The sequence below is a fragment of the Candidatus Brocadiaceae bacterium genome, from assembly GCA_012728835.1.
Classification (GTDB): Bacteria; Planctomycetota; Brocadiia; order SM23-32; family SM23-32; genus JAAYEJ01.
In genome coordinates this window covers 17,662-43,710 of sequence record JAAYEJ010000064.1, presented here as the reverse complement: position 1 = coordinate 43,710, position 26,049 = coordinate 17,662, and the positions used below count along the sequence as shown (strand labels likewise).

The window sequence follows — 26,049 nt, the reverse complement described above, 5'->3', positions numbered from 1 at the left end:
ACAGGCGGACTCAACGTCCCAGCCCCAGCCGGTAGCCGAGCATCTGGAACTCCTCGCCAAGCTTCGTGATCTTCTCCATGGTGCGGCGGTAGTCGTAGGGGACGCGCGAGTAGCGGAGGATCTCGTCGTTCAGCGTCACGAAGCAGGCGCGGTTGTCCCCGTCGCGCGGCTGGCCGACCGACCCGATGTTGATGATGCGCTTGCGGTCGTCCAGTTCGATCGTCACGTTCTCGCCCCGCACGGTCGACACTCCCAGGCCTTCGGTGATGCAGCAGGGCACGTGCGAATGCCCGACCAGGCAGACGCGGTCGATCATGCTGAAGATCTCTTCGAACTTCTGCGGGTCGTGCGAGACGTCGGACGGCAGGATGTACTCGCTCAGCTCGGCCCGCGGGGAGGCGTGAACCAGGAACATGCCGTCGACCTCGGCGCTGAGCGGGAGCTGGGACAGGAAGTCCCAGCGCTCCTTGTCCTGCTCCGTCGAACTGTCGGTGATCCGCATCCACTCCTTGGTCTTGTAGATCATGGCCGTGGCCAGCGTGTTGAACCCCACCGGGCTGTTCAGCAGCGCCCAGTCGTGGTTCCCCATCAGGGCCAGGGAGCAGTTCTTCCGGATCAGGTCCGCGCATTCGACCGGGTTCGGACCGTAGCCCACGACATCGCCCAGGCACCAGACCTCGTCGATGCCCTGATGGCGTATCTCCCTCAACACGGCTTCGAGCGCTTCGAGATTGCCGTGGATGTCCGAAATCAGAGCCTTCATCGCCATCGCTGGAAATCACCTGACGCGCGGCCAAACCGCGCCGTTGGATGCAGAATGGGGTCTGCGGTTCCCTACATCGGGCCGCCGCTCCATTATCGCATGGCCGCCCCCGCGTCGCAACCAACGAGCCGCCCCCGGCCTGCGAGCCCATCGTGACAGCCCCGCCGGCGCGCACCCGGGCGTCGGCCTCCCGCGAGCCTTGCAGGCGGCGCATGGCACCGATATAATGCACCTTTCGGGCAATGGGGCCGCAAAGGCAGTCCCCGGCGGCCCGCCGACAAGGGGCGAACGGACGCGATCGCATGTCCCGCAAACCCAGAAAGCCGCAGAAGCCGCCCGCCGACCCGCTCCCCGAACCACAGGGCAGCGAACCGGCCGGTGCGCTGGTGCCGACCTACGGCGTCTCGGCCGTCGTGCCGGGCATGCAGGCGTTCCGGCGCGACAACGTGATCTTCTACACCGTCCGCGGCGAGCCCGAGAAGGTCCTCGAACTGGTCGGCATGCTCGACCGAAACGGCGTGAACGAAGTCGTGGCGCTCATCAGCCACCAGGCCGACGACGGCATGGCCCGAGACGCCGCACCCGTCCGGCCCGAGGAACCGCCCCGCAATGCCGACGATTAGCGCGGCAGACGGTGGAAGTGGCACAGGGCGATCGCCAGCGCGTCGGCGGCGTCTTCCGGCTGGGGAATCTCCGGCAGATTCAGCAGGACGCGCACCATCTGCTGCACCTGGCCCTTCTGCGCCCGGCCGTTGCCCGTGACGGCCTTCTTGACCTCGGCCGGCGCGTACTCGATCACCTCGAGCCCGCCCTCGGCCGCCGCCAGGAGCGCCACGCCGCGCCCCTCGCCGATCTTGAGCGCCGACAGAGCGTTCTTGCCGAAGAAGGCCCCCTCCAGCGCCGCCACGCCGGGACCGAAGCGGTCGATGATGGTCCGCAGGCCGTCATGGACCGCCTGGAGGCGCCGGGCCAGTGAATCCCCCCCGGCCCGCACCACACCGTAGTCCACCGCACGGGCATCCGGTCCGTTCACCTCGATGACGGCATAGCCGCAGACCCGGGTGCCGGGGTCAATGCCCAGTATGCGCATCGCGCTTCCCCTTCCAGCGGTTGGGGGCCCGGTCGCGCCCCAGCCCGGAGCGGATGTCGAACCGCACGGAGCCCTCCCCCGCCACCTCCTCGATCTCCCGGGCCAGGGGCTCGGAGGCATCGACCGTGAACCCGTTGGCGACGCGGGCCAGGAGCCGGAACTCCTGGGCCACCAGCTCGACGTGCACGGGCGCCCGCCCCGGATGGCGCTCCAGCACCTCCCGCAGCCGGCGCCAGACCGCCCCGTCGGCCTCGTCGGCCGGCAGCCGGATGCGCACGCCCTCGGCCAGACGCGCCTGGGCCTGCTCGATGGCGATGACCTCCTCGACCTGCACGCTGGTGGCGCGGGTGTGGCTCACGCGGCCCGCGAACAGCAGAACGGCGCCCTCCACCACCTGGTCGCTGAAGCGTTCGAAGGCGCGCGGGAACAACACGCACTCCAGCGAGTTGTGGATGTCCAGCACCTTCAGGACCGCCATGGGGTCCTTGGCACGGGTGGTGCGGCGCTTGACCTCCTCGATCAGGCCGCCGACGACCACCTCGCGCTCGTCGGGCAGGGAGGCCAGCTCGTCGCTCAGCGCGGTGCAGAACCGGGCCAGGCGCCCGCGGTGCTCCACCAGGGGGTCGCAACGCACGTAGAGGCCCAGGGCCTCCTTCTCCTGGCGCGCCAGTTCCCGGGGCGAGAGCGGCGGAACGTCCGGCAGGTTGGCGGCCATACGCTTGTCGGGGTCGGGCTCGGAGACGTCCGCAAACAGGCTGGCCTGGCCGGACTGCCGGTCCTTGCGGGCGCGTGTGCCCACCTTGATCGCCGTGTCCAGCAGCGCCATCTGCTGGGCCCGGCTGCCGGGCAGGCCGTCGAAGCAGCCGGCCTTCATCAGCGCGTCGAGCGCCCCGCGGGAGACCTCGTGAGGGTCCACGCGCTCGCAGAAGTCGAACAGGCTCAGGAACGGGCCGCCGGCGTCCCGCGCGGCGATGACGCTCTCGACGGCGCGCGCCCCGACGTTCTTGACCGCCCCGAGCCCGAAGCGCAGCTTGCCCGGCGCCACCGGCGTGAACTCCGCCCCGCTCTCGTTGATGTCGGGCGGCAGCACCTCGATGCCCAGCCGCGGCGCCTCTTCCATCAGGGCCACCACCTCGTGCGTCTTGTCCATCTCGCACGTCATGCTGGCCGCCATGAACTCGGTGGGGTGGTGGGCCTTCAGGTAGGCGGTCACGAACGACAGGTAGGCGTAGGCGGCCGCATGCGCCTTGTTGAAGCCGTACCCGGCGAAGTGGAGGATCAGCCCGAATATCTCCTCGGCCGTGCCCCGGTCCACGCCGTTCTCGACCGCGCCCGTGATGAACTGCTCGCAGTAGCGCTGGATGACGGCCTCGGCCTTCTTGCCGATCGCCTTGATCATCGTGTAGGCGTCGCCCATGCGCATCCTGGCGATCCGCTGGGCGATGCGCATGATCTGCTCCTGGTAGACGATCACGCCGTAGGTGGGCTTCAGGATGGGCTCGAAGGCCGGGTCGGGATACGAGATCTGCTCGCGCCCGTGCCGGCGGTTGATGAAGTCCTCCACCATGCCGCTCTGCAGCGGCCCGGGCCGGTAGAGGGCCACGGCCGCGATCAGGTCCTCCAGACAGCTCGGCTCCAGGCGCTTGAGCAGGCGGCGGATGCCGCCGCTGCCCAGTTGGAAGACGCCCTGGGTCAGGCCCTCGCGGATCAGGCGGTAGGTGGCGGCATCGTTCGTGTCGAGCATGCCCACGCGCAGGTCCGGCGCCTGGCGGCCGCTCTGGCGGATCACGCGGCAGACCTTGTCGACGATCGTCAGGGCGCGCAGGCCCAGGAAGTCCATCTTGAGCATGCCCACGGCGGCCAGCTCGTCCATGGACCACTGCGTCATCGCCTCGCCCTCGCTGAGACGGCACAGGGGCACCATCTCCCAGAGGGGTCGATCGCCGATCACGACGCCGGCGGCGTGGGTGCTCGCGTGCCGGGGCAGCCCCTCGATCTTGCGCGCGTAGTCGAGCAGGCGGCCGACCGCCTGGTCTTCACGAGCCATCTTCACCAGCTCGGGGGCGCCCTCGAGGGCGTTCTCGATCGTCTGCTTCGGGGCCTGCGGCATCAGCCGCGCAATCCTGTCCACCTCCTTCAGTTCCATGCCCAGGACGCGCCCGACGTCGCGGACGCAGTTGCGGGCCCTCAGGGTGCCGAAGGTGATGATCTGGGCGGTGCTCTGGCTGCCGTAACGCCCGCGCACGTAGTCGATCAGCTCGCCCCGCCGCAGTTCGCACACGTCGATGTCCAGGTCCGGCGCCTCCTTGCGCTCGGGGTCCAGGAAACGGTTGAAGATCAGGTCGTAGTCCAGCGGGTTCAGGTCGCCGATCCGCAGCGCGTGCACGACCAGGCTGCCGCCGCCGCTGCCGCGCAGCCCCACCGGGATGCGGTTCTCCCGGGCGAACCGGATCAGGTCCCAGACAATCAGGAAGTAGTCCACGTAGCCCATCTTCTCAATGACCGACAGCTCGTATTCGAGCTGCTGGCGCATCGGGTCGGACAGCTCACCGTGGCGCTCCCGCAGCCCCTCCTCGGCCAGGCGGCGGAGCAGGGCCGCGTGCTCCTCCGGGTCGGTGCCCTCCCGGCGGAAGGCCGGGTACTTGCGGCCGACGTCCAGCTCGACGTTGCACATCTCGGCGATGCGCACGGTGTTCGACAGCGCCTCCGGCAGGTCGGCGAACGTCCGGGCCATCTCCTCCGGAGACTTGAAGTGGAACTGCTCGCTGGACATGCGCAGCCGGTTCGGGTCGTCCAGCGTCGTGCGGGTGCTGATGCACAGCAGCACGTCGTGCCACGAGGCGTCGGCCGCCTCCAGGTAGTGGCAGTCGTTGGTCGCCGCCAGCGGGATGCCCAGCCGCCGGGCCAGTTCCACGCCCGGGCTCAGCACCTCTCTCTGCTCGGGGATGCCGTGGTCCTGCACCTCCACGTAGAGGCGTTCGGGCCCGAACAGGCCGCGCAGGTCGCCCAGCCACCGCTCGGCCGCGTCGTGTGCGCCGCGCAGCAGGAACTGGTTCAGGCGGCTCTGCAGGCAGCCGCTCAGGCACACGATCCCCTCGGCGCAGTCCGCGAGCAGCTCCCAGTCCACCCGCGGCTTGTAGTAGAGCCCCTCCAGATAGGCCAGGCTGGCCAGCTTCAGCAGGTTCGCGTAGCCGGTCGCGTCGGCCGCCAGCAACGTCAGGTGCGAGAGCCCGTCGGCGCCGGTGCCGCGCTCGCGCGCGCGGCGGTCGCCCGGCGTGTAATAGACCTCGCAGCCGATGATCGGCTTGACGCCCGCCGCCCGCATGGCCTTGTAGAAGTCGACGACGCCGTACATGTTGCCGTGGTCGGTCACGGCCACGGCCGGCATGCCCATGCGCGCGGCCGCCTCCGCCATGGGGGCGATGCGGCAGGCGCCGTCCAGGAGGCTGTACTGGGTGTGCACGTGCAGGTGGCAGAAAGACGGAGCAGACATCCTGTGCACCCCCTTCGGGTCAGCGGCGGCGCGCCTGCGCGCCCGCCCGCGGGTCGGACCGCCCAATTCTAAGGACGTGGCCCGCACGCGTCAAGCCGAGGCGGCCGAGCCGCGCAGCCGCCCGCACCCCTTGCAGCGCGCCGGCACTTCCATTAGACTGGAAAGCGCAGAAAGGTACAGATTCTGGCACCGCACGGCCGGCCCGTGCATACCCGAAGGGCGCTGCCATGACACCGCGGAGACAGGGATTCTCACTGATCGAACTCCTTGTGGTCATCACGATCATCGCGATCCTGGCCGCACTGCTGATGCCCGCGCTGAAGTCCGCCACCGATCGCGCCCGGCGTACCAGTTGCATGAACAACCTGCAGCAGATCGCCAAGGCCAAGGAGATGTACCTCCTCGCCTACCGGGTGGAGTGCCCCTGGCTGAGCAGCCTGTACCCGGAGTTCATCGACCAGAAGAAGGTCTACGTCTGCCCCGGCGATCCCTACGACGGCACCGAGGGCGGCAAGCCCCCCTGGGACTGCTACTACAACAAGTCCCACGACCCGCCGTACAGCGGCCAATTCCGCGAGACGGACGACCTGGCCATCAACCGGACCGGCGAGGACAACTGGACCTATACCGTGCCGCAATGGCGCACACAGCCCGCCTTCACGATCACGCGCGAAGGCTACAAGGTCCGCATCCCCGGCCTGCGCCGATCCATCGAACCCTACAAGCTGCGCAACGAGTCCATCGAGGCCTGCTCCTACATCTACGAGTTCAGCGTCGCCCGCTGCTACTGGGCCGACAACAACGACGCCGACCGGGCCACCCTGGGCGGCAACGGCGACGGCGTCGTCTCATGGCGCGAGCAGAAGACCGTCGTCGAGATGAAGGGCTACGGCAAGGCGGAAGCCTACGGCACCTGCATTCCCGTGGTGCGCTGCTTCTACCACACCAGCGAGGACCTCAAGCCCACCGACCATGTCGTCAACCTCGGCGCCCACCATGCCGTGTATCTGAGCGGCCCGACCGGCGACGGCTGGAAGGAACACTGCCGGCCCACGCCGACCGCGGACTCGTAGGCGCCGACGGCGGCCGGCCCCCCTACTCCTCCACCACCACGTCCAGGCCCCGGAACGGCGGCGAGCAGACCAGAAGCGCCCTGAACTCCGTCTCCCCCGCATCGGGCAGGACCGCGTAGGCGGTCAGGCGCGGCAGCAGAACGGCCGAACCCGGCTCGACACGGTAACGGGTCTCCTCGACCTGCACGACCCCCGTCCCCTGCACCACGACCATCGTCAGATCGCTGCCGGTGTGGTAGCGCTTCTGCAGCCGGGTGCTCGACGCAAGCTGCAGGATGCAGATGTTCTGCCCCGCCCCGCTGTCGTACTCCCCCAGGAACGAGCTGCGCTCCGGACCGAGCGGGGCCACGTCGCCGGGATGGAAGACGCGGTTCCGAGGGAACACATCCAGCTCCGCCTGCTGCCGCGGGGTCAGGCAGCCTGCCGGGCAGAGCGAAAGGGCGGCGACCAGGACTCCCCACTTCGTCATGCTTCTCATTTGGCGGTCCGTCCGTCTCGCGTATAATCAGGAGATACGGCACCGGACGATCGGCCAGACTATAGCGCGCCGGCCCGCCGTAATGCAACTACCGCGCGCGCCGGCCCTGGCCGTGTGGTTTCGCGTCCGATCCGCCGAGGAGCCGGATATGCTCAGCAAGGCAGCGGAATGGCTCTCCCGTCTGTCCCTTCGTCAGGCGCTGTGGGCCGGCGTCCTGCTCGCCCTTGCGATCGAAGCACTCACCTGTCTCCTTCGCTTCGCCGCCCATATGACGGCCGCTGAGAGCACCGGCTGGATGGCCGCCTTCACGTTCGGCTGGCGCATCCACCACGGCTACATCGGTGTTCTGCTGTTCACTGCCGGGCTTTTCTGCCGCGCGGGGCGTCTCGGCCGCGGGCTCATGATCGTCGGCGCCGGCCTGGCGCTTGCCGACCTGCTCCACCATTTCGCCGTGCTCTGGCCGCTGACGGGCTCTCCGGAGTTCCACCTGCGCTACCCCGAGTAGCCTCCGGAGCGGCCCTTGCGAATCTTGAATGGCCGCGTCGATTTGGCATAGACTGACCGCCTTTCGCCCGCGCAGAGGAGGCATCCCCTTGTCCGACCCCGCAGAACTCAGACGCAGGCACGTCTGCATGGCCCGCCGTGTCATCGTCAAGGTAGGGACCAACGTTCTGGGCGGCCCGGGGACGGCGCTGGGTGAGGATCGCATTGCCTCATTGACCGGCCAGATCGCAGCGTTGATGCGAGAAGGCCGGCAGGTCGCCCTGGTGACCAGCGGCGCCATCGGCTGCGGCATGGCGGAACTGGGCCTGAAGAGACGGCCGGCCACGCTGCCGATGAGCCAGGCGGCCGCCAGCGTCGGCCAGGGCGTCCTGATGGCCCACTATGAGCGCCATTTCCGCCGCCACGGCCTCCACGCAGCCCAGATCCTGCTCACGCACGACGACTTTGACAGCCGCGAACGCTATCTGAACGCCTGCAATACGATCCACGCTCTCTTCGAGCTGCCCTGCGTGCCGGTGGTCAATGAGAACGACACGATCAGCACGGCCGAGATCCAGTTCGGGGAGAACGACCGGCTGGCGGCGCTCCTGACGCATCTGATCCGCGCCGAGCTGCTGGTGCTGCTCACCTCCGCGCCGGGGCTGTGTCTTGAGCCACCGGGGGCGGGCCGGCCGGCGGACGTGCTCGAGGTCGTCGAGCGCGTCGACGACAGGGTGCGGGGGCTGGTTTTTGACGAGAAGACCGCTCTCGGCGTCGGAGGGATGCGGAGCAAGATCGAGGCCGCCCGCGTGACGACCGAAGCGGGTGAAGCGGCCGTCATCGCCGACGGCCGGTTGCCCGACGTGCTGCCAAGGCTGATGAGCGGTGAACGGCTCGGCACGCTATTCCTGCCGGCGCCGGATCGGCTGAGCAGCCGCAAACGCTGGCTTCGGTTCACGAGCCGGCCACGGGGCACCGTCCACGTCGACGCCGGCGCCCAGGCGGCGCTGGCCGCACGTGGCAAGAGCCTTCTGCCGAGCGGAGTGACGGCGGTCGAAGGCGAGTTCACCCGCGGCGACGTTGTGCGCATCAAGGGCCCCACCGGTGGCGAAATCGCCCGCGGCCTCTGCAACTACTCGCGCGACGAGATCGAACGAATCCGCGGCTGCCATACCAGCCGCATCGAGAAGATACTCGGGTACAAGCACTACGATGAGGTCGTACACCGGGACAATATGGCCTTGCTGAGCTAACGGGATCCTCGGCCCAGCCTTCGGCTGCCTCACATCGTCCGCCCCACCGCCTCCGCTACCAGGCGCAGCTCGCCCATCAGCGTCTCGAAGCCCTCGCAGGTCAGGGTGTGGCGTCCGTCCACCGGCGCGGTCTCCGGGGCGGGGTGCACCTCGATCAGCAGGCCGTCGGCCCCGCACGCCACCGCCGCCTTCGCCATCGGCGCCACCAGGCTGCGACGCCCTGCGGGATGGCTCGGGTCGACGATCACGGGCAGATGCGTCACCTCCTTCAGGTGGGCGACCGTGCCCAGCGAGAGCGTGTAGCGCATGTGGTCCTCGAAGGTGCGGATGCCGCGGCAGCACAGGATCACGCGCGGGTTGCCGCCCTTGAGGATGTACTCGGCAGCCAGGAGGAGTTCGTCCACCGTGGCGCTGATGCCCCGCTTGAGCAGCACGGGCTTGTCGATGCGGCCGAGCCCCTTCAGGAGCGAGTAGTTCTGCATGTTGCGGGCGCCTACCTGCAGCACGTCGGCGTACCGGCAGACCGTATCCACCTGGTCGGGGCTGAGCACCTCCGTGATGATCGGCAGTCCGACCTCCTGCCCGACCGCGTGCAGGATCTTCAGCCCGTCCTCCTCCAGCCCCTGGAAGCTGTGGGGGCTCGTGCGCGGCTTGTAGGCGCCTCCGCGCAGGCCCACGGCGCCGGCGGCCTTCACGCAACGTGCAATGCGCAGCGTGCAATCGTAGTCCTCCACGGCGCAGGGCCCGGCGATGACCTGCACGGCGCGGCCTCCCAGCACACTCCCGTTGATGCGCACCGGCGTGGCGCCCGGTGCGGCCTCCCGGCTGGCCAGCTTGTAGGGGCTCAGGATGGGCACGACGCGCTCGACCCCCGGCAGCGCGAGCCAGCGGTCGGTAACCAGATCGCGGCGGTCGCCGATGGCGGCGATGACGTTGCGCTTCTCGCCGCGGAGGCGCACAACCTCCAGGCCGGCCTCCTCGACGCGCTCGACGACGTGCTGCACCTCGTCCTCACTCGCTGTCGGCTGCATGACGATGATCATGGCATGTCTCCTTCTGCTATGGTCAGGGCACAAAAAAAGAGCCCCGAAGTCGGCTGACTTCGGGGCTCGGGTCTTCTCGCCGTCTCAGGCTATGTGCCCGGAAGCAGCCTCCTCAACGGAGCGTAAAATAGAAATACCAGAACACACCACCACCGCAGGACGCCCCCGTCGGGCGAACCGCGGACCAACCGTGCCGGTCGATGTGCTCCATGTCGAGCCTGCCCCGTGCGGAGACTGTAAGTTCCGTCACACGCCCAATGATACCGCCGGCCGACGACGGTGTCAACCCTCGCACTTCCTGTCTGTTCGCGGCCGTTGAACAAAATGTCTGGCGTGGACGCGGGGAGACGGCGGGGGCGGCGTTCACGCCGGGAGCCCGGAAGGCAACCACAGCGAGAGCCACGGCCGTGTGCGCACGTTCTCGCGCCGAGCAGCACTTGTATTCGACGCGCCCCAGCGGGCACAATGGCCTGTGACACGCGCCCGGGCCCGGCGGCGCCGGATGCGGGCCGCGCCCCTTGTGAGTGAGAGAACATGAAAGAGAAGCTCCGGGAGCTGTGCGCGAGTCTGCCGGCCGACTACGCGGACGCGCGCATCCACGAAGGCACCTCGACCAGCATCAACTACTCCGGCCGCGAGCTGGAGGACATCGGCGAGCGCACGTCGCGCGGCGGCTGCGTGCGCGTGCTCAAGAACGGCGGATGGGGCTTCGCCACGTTCAACGATCTGGACGACGTGGAGCGCTATGCCCGCATGGCCGTCCGGCAGGCGGAGCTGGTCGGCGGGCAGAAGTTCGCCCTGGCACCCGTCGAGCCCGTGCGGCAGACCTACCGAACGCAGGTGGAGAGCGATCCGGCCGACGTCCCGCTGGAAGACAAGCAGCGGATGTGCGAGCGCTACAACCGCCTCATACTGGGCAGCGCACGCGTGCAGACGAGCATGGTGGTCTACCGCGACAGCCGCGGCACCTCCTGGTTCGCCAGCTCCGAGGGCAGCCTGATCGAGCAGGAATACGTCTTCTGCGGCGCACTCGTCGGCGCCATCGCCGTCGACGGCTCCAACATCCAGCGCGCGTTCGAGTCCAACGGCGACCTGCGCGGGTTCGCAAAGGTGACCGCCATGGAGGCCGACTGCGAGCGTGCGGTCCGCCGCGCGGTCGAATCGCTCGACGCCCGGCCGGTCGAGGCCGGCACCTACACCGTCATCGTCGATCCGAAGCTCTGCGGCGTGTTCGTCCACGAGGCGTTCGGGCACCTGAGCGAGTCCGACTTCCTGTATGAGAACCCCCGCCTGAAGGAGATCATGCAGATCGGGCGGCGGTTCGGCCCCGAGTTCCTCAACATCATCGACGACGGCTCGCGGCAGGGCGAGGCCGGCTTCATCGCCTTCGACAGCGAGGGCGTGCCCGGCTCGCGCACGCCGCTGATCGAGGGCGGCGTCCTGACCGGCCGCCTGCACAACCGCGAGACGGCCGCCAAGATGGGCGAGGCGCCCACGGGCAATGCCCGCGCCATCTCCTACCGCCATCCGCCGATCGTGCGCATGACCAACACGTTCATGGAGCCCGGAGAGACGCCGTTCGAGGAGATGCTGGCCGATACCGACGACGGCCTCTACTGCGTGGGCATGCTGGGGGGACAGACGAACATGGAGATGTTCACCTTCAGCGCCGAGGAGGCCTACCGCATCCGCGGCGGCAAGATCGCCGAGAAGGTCCGCGACGTGGTGCTGACGGGCAACGTGTTCCAGACGCTCCGGAACATCGACTGCCTGGGCAACGACTTCCGCATGCACGGCGGCCTCGGAGGCTGCGGCAAGGGCGGCCAGAGCCCGCTGCGCGTCGGCGACGGCGGCCCCCACTGCCGCATACGCAACGTGGTCATCGGCGGCCGCTGAGGCCGGCCCTTCCAACGAGGAATCCCATGACAGACGGCGCAGCAGAAGCCATCCTGGAGGCCGCGGCCAAGCGCTTCGGCCATGCCGAGGTCTTCGAGGAAACCAGCGAGGCCATCGAGGTCAGCTTCGAGGACAACCGTCTCAAGGAAATCACCACCGTGCAGGTGCGCGGCATCGGCCTGCGCGTCATCCGCGACGGCCGCATCGGGTTCGCCTCCACGACCGACCTGCGCGACCCCGCCCGCCTGGTCGACATGGCCGGGGCCAGCGCCGAGTTCGGCGACGAGGCCCGCTTCGCGTTCCCCACACAGCCCGCCGGCATCGAGGCCCCCGCCACGTGGGACGACGACGTCCCGGCCGTGCAGGCCGCCCGGCTGGTTGAGATGGGCCGCGAGGGACTCGAGATGAGCCTCCGGGCCAGCCCCGAATACCTCTACGGCTGCGGCGTGTCGCGGGCGACCGGGAGCCAGCGAATCCTGAACTCCGCCGGGCTCGACGTCCGGCAGCGGGCCACCAGCATGTCCGCCAGCGTCGGCATCCAGGAGATCTCCGAGGCCGGCTTCCTCCAGGTCTACGAATACACAACCTCCGGTCGCGTGATCGACTCCGTGGCCGACCTGACCAGGGAGACCCTGCAGAAGATGCGGGACGCCTCCGTCGTCGTGCCCGCGCGACTGGAGGCCATGCCGATGATCTTCACCCCCAAAGCCCTCGGCAACCTGCTGGCCCCGCTCTCGGTCGCCCTCAACGGCAAGCACGTCCACAAGGGCTCCAGCGTTCTGCGCGGCCGGCTGGGCGAGCAGATACTCGACGCGCGCATCACCCTCACCGACGACCCCACGGTGCCCTTTGCGGCCGGAACACGCGCCACCGACGACGAGGGACTGCCCGCGCGCCGCACGCACCTGTTCGACCGAGGCGTCCTGAAGACGTTCCGCACCGACCTGCAGACGGCCGCCCTGCTGGGCGTGGAGCCGGGCGCCAACGCCGCCCGGGGCTACTCCAGCCGCCCGGTGCCGTCCTCCAGCAACGTGATCGTCGCCCCCGGCGACACGTCGCTCGACGACATGATCGCCGGCATGAAGCGCGGCGTCGTCGTGGACCAGACGCTCGGCAGCGGCCAGAGCAACGTGCTGGCCGGCGAGTTCAGCGTCAACCTCGACCTGGGCTTCCTGGTCGAGAACGGCCGCGTCGTCGGCCGCGTGAAGGACTGCATGGTCGCCGGCAACGTCTACGAAATCCTCAGGCAACTGGAGGCAGTCGGGAGCGAGGCCCGCTGGCTGGGCGGCACCTGCGCCCCGCCCCTGATGGTGGGCGGGCTGAAGCTGGCCGCCCAGGGCTGACCGCCCTCGACCGTGGGCGGGCGGGTCGTAAGTGGCGGCGGTGGTATGGGATGGGATGGGACGTCGGCTCTTTCGGGAGGACGCCGTCATGGGCGAAGAGGATCGCAATGGCCGCTCGGAACTCGGCTGTCTGATCATCCTGCTGGTTCTGACGCTCGTCGTGCTGCTGGTGCCGTCCGTGCTGCTCCTGATGTACGCAACGCCACATGCCGAACTGGCGGCCGGACCGGAGGTCACCTCCGTGCGCCAGGCCGTGCGCATGGTCGGCAGGGACCTGGCCTGGGTGCAGGCGCACGCCGACTGGCGCGGCGACCCGCCCGCACCGTCGGTCGTGGTCAGCACGCACGGCCTCCCCTGGGCGGCCGCCGAGGGCGAGGTCATCGCTCCGCGCACGCCGGGCGGGCCCCCGGTGCTCCAGTGGCGGCTGCGCGTCGGCCTGCTGGGCTTCACGGAGCGCTACTGCGGCACCACGCCCTTGCCAACGCCCGCAGACGCCCCGCCGCCCCCGGCCGAAGAACCGGACCAGGCGCCGCTCGAATGAAGGGCGGGCTCGGAGACACAAGGGACGTTTGCCCGCGAAGGCCGCCAGGTCACGGGGGCCCCTTGTGTTCTCGCGGGTCCTGCGGTGACGCCTATGTGTGAATTCGTCGACTGCGTGTTCTGTCAGGACTGCGTGGACGGCATGGCGGCGCGCCTGCCCGACGAGGCCATCGACGTGATCGTGACCTCGCCACCCTACAACATCGGCATCCGCTACAACACCCATCGCGACGACATGCCCTTCGGCGAGTACCTCGACTGGATGGGGCGCGTGGCCGAGCAGTGCCGGCGCGTCCTGCGGCCGGACGGCTCGTTCTTCCTGAACGTGGGCGACCGGCCCTCCGACGAACTCCGCTCCCTGCGCATCGTGGAGCGCTTCCTGGCCGCCGGGCTGCGCCTCCAGAACACCATCCACTGGGTCAAGTCCATCGCCGCCCCCGAGGAAGGCGTCAACATGGGCCACTACAAGCCGGTGAACAGCCCGCGCTTCCTCAACAACTGCCAGGAGTACATCTTCCACCTCTCGCGCGCCGGCCGGGTGCCGCTCGACAAGCTGGCCATCGGCGTCCCCTATCAGGACAAGAGCAACATCGGGCGCTGGAAGGCCGCCGGACGCGACATCCGGGACCGCGGCAACACCTGGTATATCCCCTATGAAACCGTCCAGGAGGCCAAGGCGCACCCGGCCGCGTTCCCGGACAGACTGCCGGAGATGTGCATCCGGCTGCACGGCCTGCGGGAGGCCCCGCCGCTGGTTGTTCTGGACCCGTTCCTGGGCACGGGCACGACGGCGGCGGCGGCCGTTCGCCTGGGCTGCCGCTACGTGGGCTTCGAGAAGGACCCGCAGTACGTGGCGATTGCGCACCGGCGGCTGCGGCCCGGCCCGCTGTTCTGACACCGCCGACGCCCGGCCGCCCGGGCGCCGCCGTTGACGATGGCGAGCCGGAAGGCTACCATCTCGACCTGGCCTCTCTGCCGGAAGGGCGAACGCCATGGAGACGGTACACGTAGAGCTGGGCGGACGGTCCTACGACGTCGTGGTCGGGTGCGACATCCTCGACCAGTTCGGCCCGGAACTGGCACGGCGCGGGCTCCTTCGGGCCAACGTCGCCGTCTTCACCAGCCCGGTCGTCGGCGCGCACTACTATGCACCCGTCGCGCGAAGCCTGGCCGAGGCCGGCGCCGCCAGCGTTGGCCGGCACGACATCCCCGACGGCGAGGCACACAAGGACCTGGACCATTTCTGCCGGGCGGTCAGGTACCTGGCGCAGTCTGCGCCCGATCCGTCCGTCAAGCCGCTCGTCGTCACTCTGGGCGGAGGCGTCGTGGGCGATCTGGGCGGGTTCGCAGCGGCAACGTTCCGTCGCGGCGTTGACTTCGTGCAGGTGCCGACGACGCTCCTGGCCGCCGTCGACAGCAGTGTGGGCGGCAAGACGGCGGTCAACCTGCCGGAGGGCAAGAACCTGGTGGGGGCCTTCCACCAGCCGCGCCTTGTCTACGCCGACGTGGGCACGCTGCGCACACTGCCCCGGCGGGAGGTGCGTTCGGGGCTGGCGGAGATCATCAAGCACGGCGCCGTGCTGGACGGGAAGCTGTTCGAACTCCTGGAGGACCGCGCGAAGGACGCGGCCGATCCGGACGCCGACCTGCTGGTGCGGCTCGTGCCCTGGAACGTGCGTGTCAAGGCCGCCGTCGTGCGCCAGGACGAGCGGGAGGAACGCGGCGTACGCATCTGCCTGAACTTCGGCCACACGATCGGCCATGCCGTCGAGAAGGCCGCTGACGGCCGGCTGACGCACGGAGAAGCCGTGGCGGTGGGCATGATGGCGGCCGCGCGGCTGTCGGTCGACAGCGGCCTGTGCGGTGCGGACGTGCGGGAACGGCTCGAAGCGGTCATCGCGGCGGCCGGCCTGCCCACACGGGCGCCCGGACTGGACATCGACCGCGTGCAGGGACACATGGCACACGACAAGAAGTTCGTGACCGGCCGCAACCGCTTCGTGCTGCTGAGCGGCATCGGGGAGTGGACGGCGCGCGAGGACGTGCCGGAGGACATGATCCGGGCGGCGACACGCGAAGTGCTGGCTCCGGCCGGCGGACCGCAATGACCACAGAAAACGGGGACGAGGCGATGATCAGCTATCAGGACTTCAAGAAGGTGGAACTGAAGGTCGGCAAGGTGCTCTCAGTCGAAGACCATCCGAACGCGGACAAGCTGCTGGTGATCCGTGTGGACCTGGGCGAGGAGACGCCGCGGACGCTTGTGGCCGGCCTGAAGCCGTACTACAGGCCGGAACAGCTCGAAGGCAGGCGGGTCGTCGTGGTGGCGAATCTGGAGCCGGCGCAACTGCGGGGCGTGGCCAGCAACGGCATGCTGCTGGCGGCACAGGACGGCGAGACGGTGTCGGTGCTGACGCCCGATGCGGACGTGGCGCCCGGCTCGACCGTGCTCTGAGCGGGCGCGAACAGCGGGGTGGTGGCGGATCGGCTGCCCCTGTTAGCCAATCCGCCTCCCCGGAGAGTCGCCGAGATCCATCCTCTCCGAGGATTCCGGCCGGTTGCCCGGCCTCACCCCGGCTGCCTATGGACCCTTCTGCCAACGGTGTATGCCCAAGCACGACCGGCCGAAGCCGGCCGATCAGGTCCCAAAGGTCCAGAGCCCGCCGGAGGGGCCCAGGTGCCAGTCCAGGCTTGCCTCCGTCAAGCACCGGTAGAATACGGCACGGAGGGGCCTCGCGCAATTGGCTGTTTATTCAAAACCGTGTAAATAATTATTTACAAAACATCCGTATAGCTGCCATCGATGTGGGGCCTTTTCATCACGTCCCGATGGACGTCAGGCCGTCCTGAATGGCCCATCTGACCATCTCGGCCGCCGTGTCCACGCCCAGTTTGCGCATGATCCGGTGGCGGTGGACGGCTACCGTTTTGGGCTGAATGCCCAGGCGGGCGGCGGCCTCCTTTGTGTTCAGGCCCTCGGCGAGCAGTTGAAGCACCTCGCGCTCGCGAGGGCTGAGCTGGCCGCTGCGCAGATCGCCGCGGGAGGCCAGGGCGTCGGCATAGCCCTCGGCCAACGCGCCGGCCACGGCGGGGGTCAGGTAGGTGTGCCCGCCGGCCACGGCCCGCACCGCCCGGACCAGTTCCTCGAAGCTGCAGCCCTTCAGAACGTAGCCGGAGGCGCCGGCGCGCATCATGTGGGTGACGAACCGGCGGTCGTGGTGGATGGACAGGGCCACCACGCGGCTGGCCGGGATGGCCATGCGGAGCTGCCGGGTGGCCTCCACACCGTTCAGTTCGGGCATGGCCACGTCCATCAGGATGACCTCGGGCAGGCATGTCCGGGCGATGCCGACGGCCTCGCGGCCGTTGGCGGCCTCCCCCACGACCTTGAGGTCCGGCTCGTTCTCGATCAGGGCGCGCAGCCCCTGCCGCATGATCTTGTGGTCGTCCACCAGCAGGATTCGGATGCTCATGCGGGCGCTCCCTGGCCGTCGGCCTCGGCATCGCGCAGAGGCAGCGTCAGGAGGATGCACGTGCCCTCACCCGGCCGTGACCGCACGCGGACCGCGCCCCCGAGCTGCCGGATCTGCTCCCTGACGTTGAAGAGGCCGAATCCGCCTCCCCGGGCCGGCCGGGCGGCGTCCGAGCCCTCGCGCATCCCGCAGCCATCGTCGCTGACGCTCACCACCACGTCGCTGGCGTCCGCCCGCACTGCCACAACCGCCTCCCTGGCCGCGGCGTGCCGCCCCACGTTGGTCAGCAGTTCCTGGACGGCCTTGAACAGCACGGTCCGGGCGTGTTCGGAGATAACCAGGGGCAGGCCGTCGTGCTCCACGCGCACGGCCAGGGCGTACCGCTCGCCGGTGATCTCCGCAAGCCACTCCAGCGCCTCCTCGAAGCCGAGTTCCGACAGCACGGGGGGGCTCAGTTCGCAGGTCAGCGTCCGGGCGGCCAGCAGGGCCTGTTCCACAAGGTCCTGGATCGTCCGCAGCCCGTCGGCCTCCCGCGGCCGGGTCGCCGAGCCCCGCAGGACGCCCAGGTTCATGATGGCGAGCGCCAGCGACTGACTGATGTTGGCGTGAAGGTCAGCCGCCAGGCGCCGGCGTTCGCGCTCCTCAGTGTCCGAGAGCCGGGAAGCCAGCGCGCGGAGCCGTTGCTGGTAGAGCAGCACTTCGCCTTCGGCCGATTTCCGGTCGGTGATGTCCAGCGCCAGGATCTGGACCCGCGCCTCGCCCCCGACGCCCCGCACCGGGCAGGCACGCATCTGGAGCCACGTCTCCTTCCCCTGCAGCATCACCTGCAGCTCGTGTCTCTGCGGGCGGGCCGTGTCGATCACGCTCCGGGCAATCCGCAGGAAGGCGTTGGCGGCATCCAGGGGGAAGATGTCCCGGAGCGGCCGCCCTTCGAACGTGCTCGCGTCCCCTCCGGCGTAGCGCGCGGCGACCTGGTTCATGGCCAGACACACTCCGTGCTCATCGACGGTCAGGATGGGTTCGCCCACGCCCTCCACCAGTTGGCGGTACTTCTCCTTGCTGGCCTTCAGCGCCTGCTGGGCGGCTCGGCGTTCCGCGGTGTCCTCGACCGTGCCGGTCACCATCTGCAGGCGCCCATCGGCGTCGCGCAACACCCGCGCATTGATGCTCGCCTGCAGCACCGTGCCGTCCCGACGGACAAGGTCAACCTCTGAGTCGCGCACGGAGCCGTGCAGGTTCAGGAGTTCCTCCACCCTGGCCCGCTCGGAGGCGGGCACCAGCAGGTCGTGGTCGAAGTCCAGCAGTTCCTGGGTGCTCCCGAAGCCCAGCATCCGGGCCAGGGTCGGGTTCGCCGCCTTGTCGAGACGCGCCCCCTGCCGGCGCACCTGGAAGACGCCGACGCTCAGGCCGGCCAGGAACTTCTCGAAGAACCGCTCCGGGTGTTCGATCGTGCGCACCACGGTCGCGCGGTCGCGCCTCTCGTGTCCGACGACCAGCCGCACCCCATCCGCCCCGTCGGCCGGAGGGAACACGTGCCACTGCAGGACGCAGGCGGATCCGTCCCGCCGGCAGATCGCCACCTCCAGGCCGCACGCGCCGGGCGAGCAGAGGCAGCCGTCCCGCACGAACCCGCTGTAGCGCGGGTCGGGGAACAGCCGCTCCCAGAACGCGTCGCCGCCCACCACGTCCGATGCCGGCCAGCCGCTGAGACGCTCGGCACCCTCGCTCCACAGCAGCGCCCGGCCGGCCCGGTCCAGGGCCATCAGCCAGACGTGCGGACCCCCCAGAAGCTCCTGCACCGCGTCCGGCGTCGGAGCCCAAGGCAGACGGGAACGTGGGTCAGACACCATCGCTTCCCCCGCGTGTGCGGCAAGAGGTACTCGGCGTGTGGGGCCAGTCGCATCTTCGTTGGCGAGCATCGGCGCCCCAATGATACCACAAGCCGACGTTCGGGGCGACCCTCCGCCCCCCCCCACAGACGTGGAGAGTCCGGCAACGCGTCCTCCAGCTTGACAGTCTGAGGGGGCGTCCGGTATACTGTGTGAGTCGTGTTTTCGGCGTTTGCTCGCCATCCGTGCATTCAGCCGCTTCCCTGCAGCGGGGCGCAATGCGTACCCAATATGCCGGCGCTGTGCTTCGCCGGGGGAGACGGCCGGTCAGGTAGACTGCCACGGCATATGCCCCAGTGACGGGAGACGACCTTGGAGCCAGTCAGTATTCAGAGCCTGATCAAGGCGGGGTTTCACTTCGGCCATCGGACGAGCCGCTGGAACCCGAAGATGGCGCCGTACATCTTCAAGCGGCGCAACCTGATCCACATCATCGACCTGCGGGCAACGCTGCGCGGGCTGCTGACGGCCCGGAAGGTCGCCCAGGCCGTGGCCGCACGGCGGCAGTACGTGCTCTTCGTCGGCACGAAGAAGCAGGCGGCCGAGGTGATCCAGCGCGAGGCCCAGCACTGCGGCATGCCGTACGTGGCGGAGCGCTGGCCCGGCGGGCTCCTGACCAACTTCGTCACCATCCGCCAGCGGCTGGATCGGCTGGCCGAACTCGAGGAACTCGAGGAGACCGGCCAGATCGAGCTGTACGGCAAGAAGATGCTCTCGTCGCTCCGGCGTGAGAAGCGGAAGATCCTGCGCAACCTCGGCGGTGTGCGCAACATGGACCGGCTGCCGAGCCTGCTGGTCGTCATCGACCCGGCGCGCGAGCACATCGCCGTCAAGGAGGCCCGCAAGCTGGCCATTCCGGTCGTGGCCCTGACGGACACCGACGGCGATCCGAACTGGCTCGACGTCGTGGTGCCGGGGAACGACGATTCGTACGGGGCCGTCGAGATCTTCCTGAAGACGGTCTCCGAGGCGATCGTCGCCGGCAGCGCCCCACGGGCCGGCACTCCGCCGAAGGCCGAAGCGGAGCCGGAGGCGCCCAGGGCCGCGGCGCCCGCAGAGCCGGAGACGGCGCCGGCAACCCCGACGGCGGACGGCGCCGGCAGCCCGTCCGTGCCGGCTGCGGCGGCCCCCGAGGGAGCCTCGACCGAAGGCGATCCGGACGCCGAGGGCCCCGCCGCCGACGGCGTGTAACATACCCGGCGCCGCCCGACCGACCCGTTGCGTGCGCGAGACACGGCCGGCGGGCCGGCGGCGGATTCGTTTCGACCACTGATTCACGGAGCACCCCCATGGAGATCACGGCGCAGCAGGTCAGGGAACTGCGCGAGAAGACCGGTGCGGGCATGATGGACTGCAAGCGCGCCCTCGTCCAGGCCGCCGGCGACGAAGGGAAGGCGGTCCAGTTCCTCCGCGAGAAGGGCCTGGCCCAGGCCGCCAAGAAGGGCAGCCGGGAGACCAGTGAGGGCCTGATCGCCTCCTACGTCCACAAGGGCCGGCTGGGCGTGCTCCTGGAGCTGAGCTGCGAGACCGACTTCGTGGCGCGCAACGAGGAGTTCGCCGAGCTGGCCAACAACCTGGCGATGCAGGTCGCCGCGATGAGCCCCCTCGTCGTCGCCCCCGAAGACCTCCCCCAGGAGGCGCTCGAGGCGGAACGGGCCGTCTACCGCAGCCAGTTCGCCGACAAGCCGGAGCCGGTTCGCGAGCGCATCGTCGAAGGCAAGCTCGAAGCCTACTACTCGCAGGTCTGCCTGCTCAAGCAGGAATACGTGCGGGACGACTCGCGCCGCGTCGAAGACATCGTCAACGACGCCATCGCGAAGCTCGGCGAGAACATCAAGGTGCGCCGGTTCGTGCGGCTCGAGCTGGGCGGCGACTCCGCGTAGGGACCCGGGCCGGGGCCGCCCACTGCCTGTGCCGGAGGCCAGACATGCCGTCCAGGGGCAAGCCAGAGCGCGTCCTTCTGAAGCTGAGCGGCGGGGCGCTGTCCGGGCCCCAGGGCACGCCGTTCGGCGAACAGGCCCTCGCCTACATCGCCGGCCAGGTGGCCGACGCGCGGTCCACCGGCACCCGCATCGCCGTCGTCCTTGGAGGCGGCAACGTCCTGCGCGGGGCCAGCTTCTACCCGGAGGGCGCCGGCCGGCTGCGGGCGGACTACGCGGGCATGATGGCCACCGTCATCAACGCCCTGGTGCTCCGGCAGCGGCTCGAAGACCTGGGCCTGCCGGTCGTCCACTACTCGGCATTCCCCGTGCCGCGCATCGCCGAGGCGTTCGAGCCGGCACGCTGCATCGCGGACCTCGACGCCGGCCGGCTCGTCCTGCTCGCAGGCGGCACCGGCTGCCCCCTGTTCAGCACCGACACGGCCGCCGTGCTGCGCGCCATCGAGATCGGGGCCGGCCTGGTGCTGAAGGCGACGCGCGTGGACGGCGTCTACACGGCCGACCCGGAGACGACGCCCGGTGCGGAGCGCATCGAACGCATCTCCTGCGCGGACGTGCTTCGACGGCGTCTGGGGGTCATGGACCTGACGGCGGTCAGCCTCTGCCTTCAGCACAGCCTGCCCGTACGCGTCTTCAACTACGGCCGGCCGGGCAACCTGCGCCGCGCCGTGGCGGGCGAGGACGTCGGCACCCTTATGGAAGGATAGTGCGATGGCCATCGACGACGTGCTGCTGGACGCCGAGGAACGCATGGAGAAGGCGGTGCAGGTCTTCGCCGACGGCCTGCGGGTGATCCGCACGGGCACCGCCAGCAGCGGCCTGGTCGAGGGCGTGCGGGTCGAGTACTACGGCTCGCCGACTCCGCTCAGGCAACTGGCCCAGATCGCCATCCCCGACCCGCAGTTGATCGTCATCAAACCGTTCGATCCCTCGTGCCTGGGCGCCATCGAGAAGGCCATCCAGACCAGCGACATCGGCATCAACCCCCAGAACGACGGCAAGGTGGTGCGCCTGTCCGTGCCGGGTCTGAGCCAGGAACGCCGGGAGCAACTGGTGACGCGCATCCGCCAGCTCGCCGAAGAGGCGCGCGTGGCCGTGCGCAACATCCGGCGCGACGCCAACCGCCAGCTCGACAAGGACGAGAAGGACTCGGCGATCAGCGAGGACGAGTGCCGCCGCGCCAGGGACGACGTGCAGGAGCTGACCAACCAGTACGAGGGGCAGGTCAACGACCTGCTGGAGAAGAAGGCCAAGGACCTGATGGAGGTCTGAGAGCCCGCTGAGGCCGCAACGCGTCCCGGTTGCCCGAGGGGCGTCGGTCAGGCGCGCGGCGGGAACGTCATCGCCTCCATGTAGGCGGTCTGGAAGTCGGGGCGCGCCGCCAATTCCACATACTCGGTCTCCCGGCTGATCCGTTCGGCCTCGGCCCGACACTTCGTGCAGGCGAGCACGACCTTGGCCCCTGCGGCCGCCGCGTTGCCGATGGACTCGATCCGGTCGGTCGGCACCGCCGGCAGCAGGCCGATTCTCTGGGCCTGCGAGCGGCGGATGAAGGTGCCGAAGCCTCCCGCCATCAGCACCCGGGGGACCTCCCGGGGGTCCAGCCCCAGCTCGCGGCAGACGACCTCGATGCCCGCGTGCACGGCGGCCTTGGCAAGCTGCACCTCGCGCACGTCCTTCTGGGTGAGCAACACGGGCTGCCCCGTGCGGCTGTCGGCCGCCTCGACGAGGACCACGGCGGGCTGGCCCTCGAACTCGAGGATGGCCCGGCGCAGGCGGTCCGGCAGGTGCGCGGCGGACTGCGGGTCGGCGATGCGCCCGGTCTCGTCGATCACCCCGGCGGAGAGCAGCTCGGCAACGGCATCGACCAGGCCGCTCCCGCAGATGCCGGCCGCCCGCCCGCCGCCGATGACGCCGACCTCGATGCCGGCGTTGAGGACGACCTTGCTGACGGCGCCGTCGGTCGCCCGCATGCCGTGGCGGATGCGGGCACCTTCGAAGGCGGGCCCGGCGGCACACGAACAGGCGATCAGCCGGCGCCGGTTCCCGACGACGACCTCGCCGTTGGTGCCGATGTCGATCGCCAGCGTCGGCTCGTCCCGCAGGGCCATGCCGGAGGCGAGGACCACGGCGACCGTGTCGCTGCCGACGAACCCGGCGATGTTGGGCAGGACGTGGAGGTTGGCGTTGCCGTTCACCTCCAGGCCGGCCTCCACAGCCTTCAGGTCCACGGCCCCGCGGCAGACGGCCACGTAGGGAGCATGAGCGATGGGCGAGGGGTCGATGCCGAGGAAGATGTGGCTCATCGTCGTGTTGCCCACGGCGACCACCTCGTAGACGGCCTCCGGCTCGATCTGCGCGGTGTCGCAGACCTCCTCGATGATCTCGTTGAGGCCGGTCAGCAGGCGCTTGCGCAGCCTGTCCAGCCCGTCCGGCGTGCGCTCGGCGAAGCCGATGCGGGTGACGACGTCGTCGCCGAAATGAACCTGGGGGTTCGTGCGGGACGCCACGCACCGCGAGCTGCCGTCCGTGAGGTCCATCAGGGTGCCGACAACGCTGGTGGTGCCGATGTCGAACGCGATGCCCCAGAGGCCACCCGTGGTATCGCCGGGTTCGAGCCACTGGATCTCATCGCCTTCCAGGACGGCCGTGAGCGGCTGCGGGCCGCTGCGCAGGAGGCCGGGCAGGGCGCGGATCAGGGACAGGTCGGCCCTGAGGGCGCCGTTGCCGATGGCGGCCTTGAGGCGGTCCAGGTCGCTCCGCTGGTCCTCGATGCTGGCCGGCGGCACGTCGATGAGCTGCTTGCGCAGGTTGGGCTGGAAAGGATACTGGCAGCTCTCGCCCTCCGACAGGATCATCTGCTCGAAGAACCGCGTCTCCTGCGGCACGCTGACGACCAGGTCGGCGCCGACGGAGAGCTGGCAGGCCAGGCGCCATCCGGCGGCCAGTTCGGAGGGGCTCAGATGCCGTCGGTCGGCGTCGGTGGGCTCGGGGGCGTTCTCGAGCACCTCCACCCGGCACTTCCCGCAGGTTCCCTCACCGCCGCACGGCTGGCTCAGCACGATGCCCGCCTGACCGGCGGCCTCGACCAACGTGGTGCCGGCGAGCACGAAGACTGCCCGGCCTTCCGGCTGGAACGTCACGCGCACCGTTTGTCTGGACATGGGGCGTCTCGCTGGACAAGGGGACGGAACGCCGGACGATACTCCCGCTGTCAGACGAAGTCAAGCGTGCCGGGCGGCGCGGGCCTGTACTCGAGCGGCTCCATGCTGTAGGTTCCGCGGCCCTGGGTGAGGGACCGCAGCCGGGTGGCGAAGCCGAACAGGGAGGCCAGGGGGGCCACCGCGCGCAGGACCTGCAGGGAGTCGCGTGCGATGACTTCCTGAATCGCGCCCCGACAGCCGTTGACGTAGCCGATGACCTCGCCGATGTCGTCCTCCGGGATCACGATCTCCAGGCGCATGAACGGCTCGTAGAGTTCGCACCCGCCCCTCTCCAGCGCCCGGCGCTGAGCCAGGGTGGCGGCCGCTTCGAAGGCCAGTTCCGTGGAATCGACCGGATGCACGGTCGCCTCCTGCAGCGTGGCCCGCACGTGGATGAGCGGGAAACCGTACAGGATTCCCGACGGGCTCTGCATCAGCGTCCGCTGCACGGCGCGGGCCAGGTGGGGGGCCAGGGCTTCCTTGGGCACCTCGTTGTGGAACTCCACGACCCCCGCCGTCGGGGACGGCTCGAACCGGATGACGACGCGCGCGAACTGCCCGCGCCCCTCGAGTTCCTTCTGGAACGTCTCGTCGACGGTCACGGGCTCCTTCAGGCTCTCGCGGTAGGACACGCGCGGCTCGCCCACGCGCGCGTCCACGTTGAACTCCCGCAGCAGCCGGTCCCGGATGATGTCCAGATGCAGTTCGCCCATGCCGCTGACGAGCAACTGGCCGGTCTGCGCATCGACGGCCCGCTGGAAGGTGGGGTCCTCGCGCGCGAGCGCGTCGAGGGCCTCGTCGAGCTTCTTCTTCTCCGCCTGGCTGCGGGGTTCGATGGCCATGGAGATGACGGTGGCCGGCACGTCGATGCGCTCGTAGACGATGGGGTGGCGCCGGTCGCAGAGGGTGTCGCCGGTAACGGAGCATCGCAGCCCGGTGACGCCCACGATGGCGCCCGGCCCGGCCTCGGTGATCGGCTCGCGCGCGTTCGCGTGCAGGCGATAGAGGTGAGTCACGTGCTCCATCTTGTCCTGGTTGGCGTTGTAGACGCGTGAGCGCTCGGCCAGGGTGCCGCTGTAAACGCGGGCGTAGAACAGGTCGCCGTGCTTCTCGGCCTGCACCTTGAAGACCAGGGCGCTGAGCGGTTCGTCCGGCCGGGCGTGGCGGGCTGCAGGCTTCTCGGAGCCGGGTTCGGTGCCGGCGATGGCCGGCACGTCGTCGGGCGCGGGAAGGTAGTCGCAGACGGCGTCCATGAGGGGCTGGATGCCGCGATTGCGCAGTGCGGCACCGCAGAAGACCAGGTGCACGGTTCCGGCGATGCAGGCCTGGCGGGCCGCACGCATCAGGTCGGCCGGTTCGATGGGCTCTTCGGCCAGGAACTTGTCACCCAGCCAGTCCACGTTCTCGCAGAGCGCTTCGACCAGCAGGGCGCGCCGGTGTTCGGCCTCGCCGGCGAGTTCCTCAGGGACGGGTTGGAGTTCGCAGCGCGCGCCGAGGGACTCGTCGTTGAACAGGATGGCGCGCCGGCCGATCAGGTCGATCACCCCGGCGAAGTCGGCCCCTTCTCCGAGCGGCATTTGCACGGGCACGGGGTGGCCGCCCAGGCGCGTGCGTATCTCGTCGACGACCTGCAGGAAGTCGCCGCCGGCACGGTCCATCTTGTTCACAAAGCAGATGCGCGGCACGCGGTAGCGCTCGGCCTGGTGCCAGACGGTCTCGCTCTGTGCCTGCACGCCGCCGACGGCGCAGAACACGACGACGACGCCGTCCAGGACGCGCATGCAGCGTTCGACTTCCATGGTGAAGTCGACGTGCCCGGGCGTGTCGATGACGTTGATCTGGTACTGCTGTTCGCGGGCCTGGGGGTCGTAGGGGCGCGGCGTCCAGAAGCACGAGGTGGCGGCTGAGACGATGGTGATGCCGCGCTCCTGCTCCTGGGGCTTCCAGTCCATGGTGGCGGTGCCCTCGTCGACGCTTCCCATGCGGTGGAGGCGGCCGCCGTAGTAGAGGATCCGTTCCGAGACGGTGGTCTTGCCGGCGTCGATGTGGGCGGCGATGCCGATGTTGCGCAGTCTGTCCAGGTTCATCG

At 69.5% G+C, this 26,049-nt stretch carries 23 protein-coding genes; 14 read left to right on the top strand and 9 right to left on the bottom strand.

Annotated features, from left to right (window positions below; all coding sequences use genetic code 11):
- Positions 1 to 10: 10 nt before the first annotated feature.
- Entirely contained in the window at positions 11 to 769 is a 759-nt protein-coding gene (locus GXY85_10420) for a metallophosphoesterase family protein (GenBank protein NLW51233.1), read from the bottom strand.
- A gap of 296 nt (positions 770 to 1,065) precedes the next feature.
- On the opposite strand from GXY85_10420, the gene GXY85_10415 reads away from it, so the two are divergent.
- Positions 1,066 to 1,386, top strand: a complete 321-nt coding sequence (locus GXY85_10415; GenBank protein NLW51232.1) for a hypothetical protein — start codon at positions 1,066 to 1,068, stop codon at positions 1,384 to 1,386.
- On the opposite strand, the gene ruvC is transcribed toward GXY85_10415, so the two are convergent.
- Both ruvC and dnaE read right to left on the bottom strand, forming a co-directional pair.
- Positions 1,383 to 1,853 carry a crossover junction endodeoxyribonuclease RuvC gene (gene ruvC, locus GXY85_10410; GenBank protein ID NLW51231.1) on the bottom strand — a complete coding sequence of 157 codons (471 nt, stop codon included), beginning with the start codon at positions 1,851 to 1,853 and terminating at the stop codon, positions 1,383 to 1,385. The genes GXY85_10415 and ruvC overlap by 4 nt on opposite strands.
- Entirely contained in the window at positions 1,834 to 5,346 is a 3,513-nt protein-coding gene (gene dnaE / locus GXY85_10405) for a DNA polymerase III subunit alpha (protein ID NLW51230.1), read from the bottom strand. The genes ruvC and dnaE overlap by 20 nt, the downstream gene beginning before the upstream one ends.
- A gap of 227 nt (positions 5,347 to 5,573) precedes the next feature.
- Between dnaE and GXY85_10400 the strand changes: the two genes are divergently transcribed.
- Positions 5,574 to 6,419 carry a type II secretion system protein gene (locus tag GXY85_10400; GenBank protein ID NLW51229.1) on the top strand — a complete coding sequence of 282 codons (846 nt, stop codon included), beginning with the start codon at positions 5,574 to 5,576 and terminating at the stop codon, positions 6,417 to 6,419.
- A 22-nt stretch (positions 6,420 to 6,441) separates the two neighbouring features.
- Here the strand turns inward: GXY85_10400 and GXY85_10395 are convergent, their stop codons facing one another.
- Positions 6,442 to 6,888 carry a cupin domain-containing protein gene (locus tag GXY85_10395; GenBank protein NLW51228.1) on the bottom strand — a complete coding sequence of 149 codons (447 nt, stop codon included), beginning with the start codon at positions 6,886 to 6,888 and terminating at the stop codon, positions 6,442 to 6,444.
- 157 nt (positions 6,889 to 7,045) lie between these two features.
- Between GXY85_10395 and GXY85_10390 the strand changes: the two genes are divergently transcribed.
- Together GXY85_10390 and proB are read left to right on the top strand one after the other, a co-directional pair.
- On the top strand, positions 7,046 to 7,402 hold the full coding sequence (locus tag GXY85_10390; protein NLW51227.1) for a hypothetical protein: 357 nt from the start codon (positions 7,046 to 7,048) through the stop codon (positions 7,400 to 7,402).
- 127 nt (positions 7,403 to 7,529) lie between these two features.
- Entirely contained in the window at positions 7,530 to 8,633 is a 1,104-nt protein-coding gene (gene proB, locus GXY85_10385; GenBank protein NLW51226.1) for a glutamate 5-kinase, read from the top strand.
- 29 nt (positions 8,634 to 8,662) lie between these two features.
- On the opposite strand, the gene aroF is transcribed toward proB, so the two are convergent.
- Positions 8,663 to 9,676, bottom strand: a complete 1,014-nt coding sequence (gene aroF, locus GXY85_10380) for a 3-deoxy-7-phosphoheptulonate synthase (protein NLW51225.1) — start codon at positions 9,674 to 9,676, stop codon at positions 8,663 to 8,665.
- A gap of 534 nt (positions 9,677 to 10,210) precedes the next feature.
- Here aroF and GXY85_10375 point away from each other — a divergent pair.
- From GXY85_10375 to metG, 6 genes are all read left to right on the top strand, one after another.
- Entirely contained in the window at positions 10,211 to 11,572 is a 1,362-nt protein-coding gene (locus tag GXY85_10375) for a TldD/PmbA family protein (GenBank protein ID NLW51224.1), read from the top strand.
- A gap of 26 nt (positions 11,573 to 11,598) precedes the next feature.
- Positions 11,599 to 12,915: a TldD/PmbA family protein gene (locus GXY85_10370; protein NLW51223.1), complete on the top strand. Its 1,317-nt coding sequence runs from the start codon at positions 11,599 to 11,601 to the stop codon at positions 12,913 to 12,915.
- Positions 12,916 to 13,003: 88 nt separating this feature from the next.
- Entirely contained in the window at positions 13,004 to 13,456 is a 453-nt protein-coding gene (locus GXY85_10365; GenBank protein ID NLW51222.1) for a hypothetical protein, read from the top strand.
- A gap of 93 nt (positions 13,457 to 13,549) precedes the next feature.
- Positions 13,550 to 14,350 (top strand): site-specific DNA-methyltransferase, encoded by an 801-nt coding sequence (locus GXY85_10360; protein ID NLW51221.1) that lies wholly within the window; start codon positions 13,550 to 13,552, stop codon positions 14,348 to 14,350.
- 97 nt (positions 14,351 to 14,447) lie between these two features.
- Entirely contained in the window at positions 14,448 to 15,563 is a 1,116-nt protein-coding gene (aroB, locus tag GXY85_10355; protein NLW51220.1) for a 3-dehydroquinate synthase, read from the top strand.
- Positions 15,560 to 15,910 (top strand): methionine--tRNA ligase subunit beta, encoded by a 351-nt coding sequence (gene metG / locus GXY85_10350; protein ID NLW51219.1) that lies wholly within the window; start codon positions 15,560 to 15,562, stop codon positions 15,908 to 15,910. The genes aroB and metG overlap by 4 nt, the downstream gene beginning before the upstream one ends.
- Positions 15,911 to 16,274: 364 nt before the next feature.
- Here the strand turns inward: metG and GXY85_10345 are convergent, their stop codons facing one another.
- Positions 16,275 to 16,928, bottom strand: coding sequence for a response regulator transcription factor (locus GXY85_10345; protein ID NLW51218.1), 654 nt, complete (start codon positions 16,926 to 16,928; stop codon positions 16,275 to 16,277).
- Complete coding sequence (locus GXY85_10340) at positions 16,925 to 18,775, bottom strand: PAS domain S-box protein (protein ID NLW51217.1); 1,851 nt, start codon at positions 18,773 to 18,775, stop codon at positions 16,925 to 16,927. The genes GXY85_10345 and GXY85_10340 overlap by 4 nt, the downstream gene beginning before the upstream one ends.
- A 354-nt stretch (positions 18,776 to 19,129) precedes the next feature.
- Here GXY85_10340 and rpsB point away from each other — a divergent pair, with 354 nt between their 5' ends.
- The 4 genes from rpsB (at position 19,130) to frr (ending at position 22,029) form a co-directional block, all read left to right on the top strand.
- Positions 19,130 to 20,008: a 30S ribosomal protein S2 gene (gene rpsB / locus GXY85_10335; protein NLW51216.1), complete on the top strand. Its 879-nt coding sequence runs from the start codon at positions 19,130 to 19,132 to the stop codon at positions 20,006 to 20,008.
- Positions 20,009 to 20,106: 98 nt separating this feature from the next.
- Positions 20,107 to 20,700 carry a translation elongation factor Ts gene (gene tsf / locus GXY85_10330; protein NLW51215.1) on the top strand — a complete coding sequence of 198 codons (594 nt, stop codon included), beginning with the start codon at positions 20,107 to 20,109 and terminating at the stop codon, positions 20,698 to 20,700.
- 44 nt (positions 20,701 to 20,744) lie between these two features.
- Positions 20,745 to 21,464, top strand: coding sequence for a uridine monophosphate kinase (locus GXY85_10325; GenBank protein ID NLW51214.1), 720 nt, complete (start codon positions 20,745 to 20,747; stop codon positions 21,462 to 21,464).
- 4 nt (positions 21,465 to 21,468) lie between these two features.
- The gene (frr, locus tag GXY85_10320; protein ID NLW51213.1) at positions 21,469 to 22,029 is read left to right on the top strand and encodes a ribosome recycling factor; all 561 of its coding nucleotides are present in this window, start codon (positions 21,469 to 21,471) and stop codon (positions 22,027 to 22,029) included.
- 47 nt (positions 22,030 to 22,076) lie between these two features.
- On the opposite strand, the gene GXY85_10315 is transcribed toward frr, so the two are convergent.
- Complete coding sequence (locus GXY85_10315; protein NLW51212.1) at positions 22,077 to 23,921, bottom strand: DUF4445 domain-containing protein; 1,845 nt, start codon at positions 23,919 to 23,921, stop codon at positions 22,077 to 22,079.
- Positions 23,922 to 23,971: 50 nt separating this feature from the next.
- Entirely contained in the window at positions 23,972 to 26,047 is a 2,076-nt protein-coding gene (gene fusA, locus GXY85_10310; GenBank protein ID NLW51211.1) for an elongation factor G, read from the bottom strand.
- Between the last annotated feature and the right edge of the window lie 2 nt (positions 26,048 to 26,049).